Below are 377 nucleotides of genomic sequence, written 5' to 3' on the forward strand. Positions count from 1 at the left end.
GCCCTGCCCTTGCCGCCGCTGTCGCTGGAGCGCCAGAAGCAGGTGCCGGGCGACAGCTGGCAGGTGCTGCGGGTGCAGCGCGGGCAGACCCTGAGCAACCTGTTCGACGAGGCTGGCATCCCGGCCACGGTGATGCACCAGGTGCTGGAGCACCCGGGTGCGCGCGAGGCGCTGACCAAACTGCGCCCCGGCGCCGAGATCGCCTTCGACCTGCCGCTGTCCGGCGACCTACGCACGATCCGCTTCGACCGCGATGCCGACAACCGCGTGGAGCTGTCGCTGAAGGATGGGCAGATCGCCGAGAAGGTGATCAAGCGCGAATCCTCGACCCGTCGCGTGGTCGCCAGTGGCGAAATCACCAGTTCGCTGTACGTGGC

General features: G+C 69.0%; 1 protein-coding gene. It reads left to right on the forward strand.

Annotation, left to right across the window (positions count from 1 at the left end; all coding sequences use genetic code 11):
• Positions 1–377: LysM-like peptidoglycan-binding domain-containing protein (locus AC1DN0_RS41835; RefSeq protein WP_477146719.1), on the forward strand; the 377-nt coding region annotated here is incomplete at both ends.

The organism is Cupriavidus sp. 05N39 (assembly GCF_056397325.1).